The sequence below is a fragment of the Martinezella lusitana genome, assembly GCF_900094565.1.
Lineage (GTDB): Bacteria > Pseudomonadota > Alphaproteobacteria > Rhizobiales > Rhizobiaceae > Rhizobium > Rhizobium lusitanum.
Window position 1 is genome coordinate 103,242 of sequence record NZ_FMAF01000019.1, and the last position, 7,646, is coordinate 110,887.

General features: G+C 55.5%; 9 protein-coding genes. 5 read left to right on the forward strand and 4 right to left on the reverse strand.

The annotated features are described in order from the left end of the window. Nucleotide 1 precedes the first annotated feature (1 nt). Nucleotides 2-2,647 carry an AAA family ATPase gene (locus GA0061101_RS27335; RefSeq protein WP_245297582.1) on the reverse strand — a complete coding sequence of 882 codons (2,646 nt, stop codon included), beginning with the start codon at nt 2,645-2,647 and terminating at the stop codon, nt 2-4. Between the two features lie 300 nt (nt 2,648-2,947). On the opposite strand from GA0061101_RS27335, the gene GA0061101_RS27340 reads away from it, so the two are divergent. The 3 genes from GA0061101_RS27340 (at nt 2,948) to GA0061101_RS27355 (ending at nt 4,761) form a co-directional block, all read left to right on the forward strand. Then, nucleotides 2,948-3,562: a hypothetical protein gene (locus tag GA0061101_RS27340; protein ID WP_141694124.1), complete on the forward strand. Its 615-nt coding sequence runs from the start codon at nt 2,948-2,950 to the stop codon at nt 3,560-3,562. A gap of 11 nt (nt 3,563-3,573) precedes the next feature. Next, complete coding sequence (locus GA0061101_RS27345; RefSeq protein ID WP_092575879.1) at nt 3,574-4,302, forward strand: SOS response-associated peptidase; 729 nt, start codon at nt 3,574-3,576, stop codon at nt 4,300-4,302. A 192-nt stretch (nt 4,303-4,494) separates the two neighbouring features. Beyond that, nucleotides 4,495-4,761 carry a hypothetical protein gene (locus GA0061101_RS27355; RefSeq protein ID WP_092575884.1) on the forward strand — a complete coding sequence of 89 codons (267 nt, stop codon included), beginning with the start codon at nt 4,495-4,497 and terminating at the stop codon, nt 4,759-4,761. 418 nt (nt 4,762-5,179) lie between these two features. Here GA0061101_RS27355 and GA0061101_RS27365 read toward each other — a convergent pair whose 3' ends face one another. From GA0061101_RS27365 to GA0061101_RS27375, 3 genes are all read right to left on the reverse strand, one after another. Continuing rightward, on the reverse strand, nt 5,180-5,503 hold the full coding sequence (locus tag GA0061101_RS27365) for a phage holin family protein (protein WP_092575891.1): 324 nt from the start codon (nt 5,501-5,503) through the stop codon (nt 5,180-5,182). A 138-nt stretch (nt 5,504-5,641) separates the two neighbouring features. After that, nucleotides 5,642-5,887: a hypothetical protein gene (locus GA0061101_RS39565; protein ID WP_167669606.1), complete on the reverse strand. Its 246-nt coding sequence runs from the start codon at nt 5,885-5,887 to the stop codon at nt 5,642-5,644. Then, the gene (locus GA0061101_RS27375; protein ID WP_092575896.1) at nt 5,884-6,528 is read right to left on the reverse strand and encodes a M15 family metallopeptidase; all 645 of its coding nucleotides are present in this window, start codon (nt 6,526-6,528) and stop codon (nt 5,884-5,886) included. The genes GA0061101_RS39565 and GA0061101_RS27375 overlap by 4 nt, the downstream gene beginning before the upstream one ends. Nucleotides 6,529-6,679: 151 nt before the next feature. Here GA0061101_RS27375 and GA0061101_RS27380 point away from each other — a divergent pair, with 151 nt between their 5' ends. Further along, a complete protein-coding gene (locus GA0061101_RS27380) occupies nt 6,680-6,865 on the forward strand; it encodes a DUF4160 domain-containing protein (RefSeq protein WP_245297583.1) in 186 nt (61 codons plus the stop codon). A 14-nt stretch (nt 6,866-6,879) separates the two neighbouring features. Next, entirely contained in the window at nt 6,880-7,362 is a 483-nt protein-coding gene (locus GA0061101_RS27385; protein WP_092575898.1) for a helix-turn-helix domain-containing protein, read from the forward strand. Nucleotides 7,363-7,646: the final 284 nt, after the last annotated feature.

Below are 7,646 nucleotides of genomic sequence, written 5' to 3' on the forward strand. Positions count from 1 at the left end.
ATCATTTTTTTGGTTTCATTTGCGGTCTGGCAGCCTCAGCTGCTTCGCCCTCTGCTTTTAGATCGTTTATAAGCTTCTCTAGCGAAGCTACGTCTGCCTTGAACTCGTCTGGAGTCGGCACAGGGACCGTTTCCGCTGCCGGGTTATCATGACTATAGGTATTGGCGCGTGTCATACCCTCGTGGAATCTGATCGCGAGCGTATCCGAAAGGGTTATGTATCGAAGCAATTGAGTTTGCACGACGTCGGAGCCGCGACGCACAATGTCGCGGAATATAACTTCTTCTACGGCGCGTTCATATGTATCGCGAAGCCGACCGTAGAGATTCTTGATCTCATATTCGTACTTTGCTGGACTTTCTGCGCAAAGCTTGGGGAGTGGCGCAAAGTCCTGCTTGATCCGGCCGAGACGTTTGGTGACATTCAAGCCTTTCCAGAGCATACCAGCCGCATCGACTTTCCCGGCTGCATCCCGATCACTAAAAAGAGCGATCGTTACTGGCTCGATGCCAAGGCCTTCTGCGCTACGACAAACTTCGTTGAAGAAAATGATATCGTGAGTGAACACCACCACCTGCCGTTGGCGAGCCTCGTTCGCAAGGCGTTCGGCCACCTTTGCGCCTCGCTCGCGGTCTAGTGACGAGACAGGATCGTCAACAACAATCGGCCCTGCCCCGTCAGTCGATGCGACTTCGGTCAAGAACCCCGCAAGTGCCAGCGCACGCTGCTCACCCTCGCTTAAGATCTCGGAGGTCACTCTGGTTAGCTTGGTTTGTGGGTCGACAGAGAACTCCGCCTGGGTTTTCCCGCTCTTGCGCGCCAGGGCGATATTTAGATGAGAAATATCAAAATTCTTGCATTCAGTTTCAAAACGCTCAACAACTACTCGTGTCAGATGGGTATCTACCAGTTCGTTCGCACGGATAGTGATGCCTCTCGTCTTTACGTCGGCAAGTGCCCTTTCGTAAGCTGAACCGGTGACTAGCAGGTCACGTCGCCTGATGAGATTTGGCCGATTGGCCGCAAGTATTTTTCGATCTTCGAGCTCTGCCTTGTCATTGACCAAGGCCGCCCTCTCTTGCACGTCCTCCGCTTTGGAGAGTTCGATCATTTCGCCTCGTAGCTTGGCGGCGAGATTGGTCATGGCAATATGCGGCGATGGCAAAAACGGCTCGATTTTGGCGCCCAGCCCCTGCAATATTGCTATTGCATTTGCGCGCCTCTTACTTGCCGTCGCTTGAAAGGCAGCGAGGTCGGCGGCTAGTTTAGAATCCCTTTTCCGGATTTGCTCAAGTCGATTGCCAAAATCCTCTGAGAGCAGCAGTGCGAATTGAGGAATTTCGTTAATTGCATTGAGAACGGCATTTTCGGCCACTCGGGCTGCCATATCCAGCCTGTCGTCCATGTATTTTTGGAAACGCTGCATTCTTGCTACGCCATCTTCCAACAGGGGCTGCTGGCAAAGTACACATTCAGCACTGCCATCATCGATAGAAAGGACGGGGAAAGCGCGTCCGACATAGGCCTCCTTTAATGAATAGTCGCGAGCAGCCGTCCACAAGGCGCGCCAACTTTCACTACCGACGCCTTGTAACGGCTCGTTGGTGAAAAGCTCCCCGGCCGCCACCCTTGCCGCCTGCCGACAGGCTAGAGCCGACGCTTGCAACCGATCCAACTCCGCTAATGCCGCGTCAGAGAACAAATGGGCGGCGACTTCACATTCTGTTGCCGTTCCCTCCGACCAACTCGCCAATGCCGCCAAATCAGCAACAGCAGCGTCACCAGCGGATAAGATGCTATTGATTTCATCTAGCCGAATTTGGTCGGCGGTCTCGAAAGACGCAGCCTCGTCAATCAAAGCTTCCGTCGTATCTTTCGTAATCGCCTTCTCAAACTGCTGTGCCTTTGTTGAGCGAACAGGCACAAAGGAAACTGCAGTCAAGGCGACTTTGTCACCGACAGCGACGGCCAATTCCTTTTCGAGGAGGTCTTTCAGCGTTAAAGACACAGTGTTCAAACGATGAGGTAGCGCCAAGCCGAATGGCAAATAGCGAATTTGGCTGCCACCATCGACATATAGCTGTGCCGAGAGAGTGTCGAACACCGCGACTTGCATCAACTGCGGCGAAGCTTGCGTTCCAGCTTCCCAAGCAATCGATATGTCACCGTTGCCGGTATCGATGATGATGTCGGCTGTTTGCGGGCCGTCCGCTGCACCATAGACGTCCGCTAGAACTTTGAGCTTGTCGGCGTTTTCGACACGGGTTCGGCACGCTGTCCGAAGAATCCTAACAAAGCCGCTTTTTCCGCTTCCGTTACGCCCGTAAATTGCGGTCAATCCGTGGGGGGAGAAGTTGAGTGAAGCGTTGCTAATTAAGCGATTTACGTTTTGAACGTTAGCAATACCCTTGAGCACTATCGGGTCGTGTTTTCCACCACCATAATGCGCCTTCGAAAACGGCTCGGGCGCGGGGGGCGTAGCATCGCCAAGTGTAAAACCCGCAGCGTGCTTAATCATTGCCAATAGTTCACTGATATCAGCATCAGTAAGTTCATTGGATATAGCAACGCGACGCAGACAATCCTGTCGCCATGGCGCTAGTTTCTTAGACCAATCCTCAATATCTTCTATGGGTTCCGTGGTCATGATCCCTCCTGGCACGAAGACGCAGCCCATATAGACAACCACGCATTGAGCCTCAGACGCAAGCCCTCTCCGTTAGGTTTGCATAAGGGGCTTTATCCGAGCCACTTTGGTTGCGCTTGACTCAAATCCACTTGAGAACATAATAAGAACAATCAGGGCGGCGGCAGCGAGAAATGAGGAAGGTTTATGCCGCACGATATACGATCTGTCGCACCCGCATATGAAACCCTGCGCTTTGTCGCTTCCGTCTGTTTGGGAAGAACGAGCCGGCAGACCAGACGGGATTTCGGCGGCTATGCCGTGGGAAAGCGTCGAAAGCTTTCCGTTGTGCCATACATCGCGCAGGACATGGCAAAGGAGCTGTTGCGCTCCGTCAATGTCGCCAGTGACGGACAGGCGATCACGCAGGGCGAGATAGCCGCCAAGATAGAGGCAATCTTGCTCGCCGTGAGTGACGAGCAGGCGTTCATGCTGGCAGAACCGGCGGAAGAGGGAAAGCAGGATACCATTGACCTAATCGCCGATCAGGTGCGCGCTATGGTTTTTTCCGATTATACCGTGTCGGAAATCGAGCGAGAAGTAGAGCCACCAAAGGCTGTCGAGTCCAACGGCTGGCAATCATATGAAAGCGTCAAGTCCGATGAGAAGCCTCGCTATAAGTGGCGGCATACTTGGGCCGACCGAAACGGCAATGATCTGGTCGGCTATAAGGACGGCGGGTGCATCGGGCGCGTCTTTCGGCTCGACTACACAGTCCAGAACGAAAAATGGTTTTGGCTGGTCGAGCATGTGCCGCTTGAGCGACCGGAACGGGAAAGCCGCTCGGCAGGATGGGAATGGTCAGCCCGAGAAGCGGCGTGCCGGGCTGAGAAATGCTATGACGCCATCATGCGGTTGAACGGGAAGCGAGCTTAGGGAGAGAAAGCATGTGCGGTCGCATCTACATCAAAGCATCCTTGCGCGAGCTGCTGGCGAATTTTTCATTTGCTCGCCCCGGTGATACCGAGCCACTATCGAACAGCTTCCCAAACTATAACGGCGCACCAACACAATCCTATCCCATCATCATTAGGGATATCGTCCAAGAGCCGGATATCATGGGGCCAATCTTCGCATCGGCCCGATGGGGTTTCATCCCCGAGTGGGCAAAGGACGACGGGACGGGACGACCGCAGCCGATCAATGCCAAGGCCGAAGGTATCCAGTCGAACGGCCTGTTCAGGCAGGCTTACAAGTCAAAGCGCTGCCTTGTGCCCATCAATGGCTTTTTCGAATGGAAGGACATCTACGGGACCGGCAAGAATAAACAGCCCTATGCCATCGGCATGAAGGACGGTAGCCCGTTCGTGCTCGCAGGAATCTGGTCTCTGCGCCGAGATCACGACACCGGCCTTGACAAGCGAACCTTTGCAATCGTGACCTGCACTCCGAATGAAACGATGAGCGAAATTCACGACCGAATGCCGGTCATCCTGCACCCGCAAGACTATGAGCGTTGGCTGTCGCCCGAACCGGACCCTGCCGACCTGATGAAGCCTTTCCCGTCCGACCTGATGACCAAGTGGAAAATCGGAAAGGACGTTGGGAATGTGAAGAACAATCGGCCCGACATTATCGATCCCATGCCCGAAGACCCGGAGCCGCCTTTACTATGAGCGACGAAACTCGCACCGCCACTCATCCATTTCCGCCGACGTACTTTGAGCATTATTGCGAGCATCCCGGTTGCAATGAATGGGGCTTGCTCGGCTACGAGCCGGTGAAGGGCCAACAGAGCTTTTGGTGTTGGCCGCACTTCCCGGATGAGGAATGGAAGGCTGAGAGACGCAAGTATACGGACGCGTTGAATGCACGCCAAGCAGGCTGACCAAACCTACCTCTGGACCCTGTTTCGGCCGCACGTCGAGCCGACCATGGGTTTCGGCTATCTAACGGGGCTTGCGGAATGGCTGGACTGCCAAAACTTGCCGGGCATCGCTCCATCGGATTGGATCATTGATATTGGGCTAGAGGAAGGCGAGATCGGCCATTGGGCTTATGTCCATGACTTGGGTGGACCGCATGAATGGAAGATTGTCATTGCGCCGGCATCGCATAGTAGATCAGCTGGTTAAACGCAAAAATCGCCCGGCAGGCTGCAAGGCGGCTTTCAATTGCAATGGATAGCAAAAACTGTATCTCTAACGGGGAACTGCAAGCGGCCAAACAACGAAAGGCAGCGTCGGAGATGGCCCCTTATCTGCTACTATTTTTCATCTTCGTCACATGTATCCTCGCTGGGATGGCCGGGCCGCCAAAAACGATAGGACCGAGAAATTACGAGCGAGATGCCGAAAACGCCTATAAAGCGGCTTTCGAAATCGTATCCAAAGAGACTGCCCGGCGGCGGAGGCTGATCAGTTTGCTTCTCGTGATCGCACTACTAATCGACATACTTCTCCTCGTGTGGATATTTCGTTTCGCCTCTTAGACCGGCTTGCTAAACGCAAAAAGCCGCCCTGTACACATGGCGGCTTTCTATCGCTATCATGCCTAGCCCGCGATGCGCCGGGAAAACCATTTCTGAAACAGGACTTCCGTCCCGCGCGGGCCGAGGTAAGCCAAACCGGCTATGAGTCCGGTCGTCGCGGGTGGGCCGACGTTCAAATAGGAGGCTATCCCCTCCCCGATGAACGCCATGCCAAAGGCAACCGGGATTTCCCAAAGCAGTTCGATACCGATGAATTTCCGGCGACCCTTGCGCGCTTCGTTGCTGTGCCACATCGCCCGACCCATCATCGCGCCGACGATGGTCGAGAGCGCCCCGCCGCCCCAGGCATTCAGCAGCTCGTATAGCGAGTTGTATTTATCTGACATCAGCCGGGCTTTCCGCAGTTGTATTGGGCATAGCGTCCGCGATGCCGGGCGACGTTGATGGCTACCGGCCTGTCATGGCCGACAAGATAGGTGTTCGTTTCCGGTAGCGGGTCGATTGGCACCAGAAGGTCGCACGGCTCAATCGCCTTGGCCGTGGGGCTGCATGCAGCCGCCGAGCAACAGGCACAAATCAGCATCGTCAGCTTGAAAAGCTTCTTCATCGATCTTTTGTCCGTCTTTGAGGATGGTAATGCGGCCAGCCTGCAAGGTTGCCGCAATCTCGGTTTTGGCCGCGCTGTTGCCGATCAGATAGGCGGGGGCCGTCGCCAGAGCGGCACCGATCACGATACCGCCGCCGATCTTGAGATAGTCGAATGGCGTCATGAGAGCTTCCGCCATGCGAGATAAACGGACAGGCCAACGACGACCACCGCGATAGCCATGCGCAACCAGTCGCCGGACGAGAGGTCGCCCTGTTGCGCCGAGACGACTTCGACAGCCTTTATCAGCGGCTCTTGCGCGACGGATGCCGACGCACCGACGCCACCGGCAACCAGCGCGACCGCCTTGGACTTGGCTTGCGTCTCGGTTTCAGCCGTGTATTTCGCGCCGACGACCGGCCCCTTCGACGGGTATTGCTTCCAAGGCAACTGCCAATGCGGGCCGTCCTTGAACGTCTTCCAGTCGCCGCCCCACTCGATAGTAATGCGCAGTTCCTTTGCCGCCTGTTTCATGGCCTTGGCGATCTTGTGGTAAAGGGGCCAATCCCAAGAAACCGAGCCGTTGATGAAGGGCGCGAGATCGACCGCATGCCCGTAGCCGTTTTCGGCCTTCAGGTGGCGCGAATTCATCGTCGTGGATGCGCCGGTCGCGACCATCTCTTTTTGGCGTCCAATGTCGCGGACGCCTTCAAGCACGGTGAAATCAACCTCCGTGATCTGGATTGCGCGACGGACCACGCGGACAAGATCGGGATGAACGCCAATAAGACGCGAATTGCTCCGCGCCGACAGCGTGTAAGCCATAACTTCTCTCCATATTTTGGGGTAAAAGTTGCACCATGTATCTTTACATGGTGCATAATATGCCCTATGTTTAACCCGTCGAAGTGAGGGGCACATGGGCAAACTGGTGCAAATCGGAAACATCATCATTCGGGTTTAACCGAACGACCATTTGCCGCCGCACTTCCACGTCATCACCCCGGATGGGGATGCATTGGTGGAGATCGCCACGCTGGAAATCCTGCGCGGCAAGCTCGCCCGCAAGGCGCAAGACACCGCTCTCGAATGGGCGCACAAGAACAAGGCGACGATTGCCCCCGAGTGGAACCGGACCAATCCCCGCTTTCCCATCGCTTGAGAAAGGAAACGAAAATGGACATGCCGCGCATCGAAAGCGTAACGCCAGCGTCAAACATGACGCTGGAAATTCAATGGAAGGGTGCCCCGGCATCCGCCGCAAATCTTGTCGGCTGGATCGCGACCGGCGGCGAACTGCTCGCCCCGCTCAAATCAGCGGATATATGGAAAACCGCAGTCGTCACCGACTATGGCGCAACGGTCGAATGGGCTGGCGAAGATTTGGCGATAGACGCCTACCATCTTTTCCAGATCGCCGAGGACCAGCGAGATTTCGTCGCCGAGGATCTGCGGAGATGGCAGGAAGAAATCGGCCTTTCCAACAACGAGGCTGCGGATTTCCTTGGCGTCAGTCTGCGCACATGGAAAAACTATCGCGCAGGTGGAGCGGTCAGCCATGTGGTTCAGATGCTGCTCCGCGCCAGCCAGCGCGACCCGCTGTTGATGCATGCCCATTACCGGCCCCGCCAGAACGGCAGGCCGAAGCACGCGGCCTAGCCGATTGATATGGATTGCCGCGTCGCGCCAAGAGCCATCAGCTGCTTTGCGCCGCCAAGCGGCCAATAGGATACCGACAATGAGTTCCTAGCGAGGACGACGTGCTGTATAGTTCAGACGGGGTATTTGATGTCAGGGCCGTACGTGTAAGTGCCGTCCCACTCGATAACGTCTTTCGGCCGAACCCGCTTGAAATGGGATTTCACCGGTAACCCCGTATCAACTGATATCCAAATCTTCCAGTAATCAACCTGTTGGTACGATAGGTGGTCGTAAGACCAAAT

Coding starts and splice junctions, on each gene's coding strand:
- GA0061101_RS27355 (WP_092575884.1), top strand. CDS start 4,495: ATGCACGCCAAGCAGGCTGACCAAACCTACCTCTGGACCCTGTTTCGG.
- GA0061101_RS27365 (WP_092575891.1), bottom strand. CDS start 5,503: ATGTCAGATAAATACAACTCGCTATACGAGCTGCTGAATGCCTGGGGC.
- GA0061101_RS39565 (WP_167669606.1), bottom strand. CDS start 5,887: ATGACGCCATTCGACTATCTCAAGATCGGCGGCGGTATCGTGATCGGT.
- GA0061101_RS27345 (WP_092575879.1), top strand. CDS start 3,574: ATGTGCGGTCGCATCTACATCAAAGCATCCTTGCGCGAGCTGCTGGCG.
- GA0061101_RS27385 (WP_092575898.1), top strand. CDS start 6,880: ATGGACATGCCGCGCATCGAAAGCGTAACGCCAGCGTCAAACATGACG.
- GA0061101_RS27375 (WP_092575896.1), bottom strand. CDS start 6,528: ATGGCTTACACGCTGTCGGCGCGGAGCAATTCGCGTCTTATTGGCGTT.
- GA0061101_RS27335 (WP_245297582.1), bottom strand. CDS start 2,647: ATGACCACGGAACCCATAGAAGATATTGAGGATTGGTCTAAGAAACTA.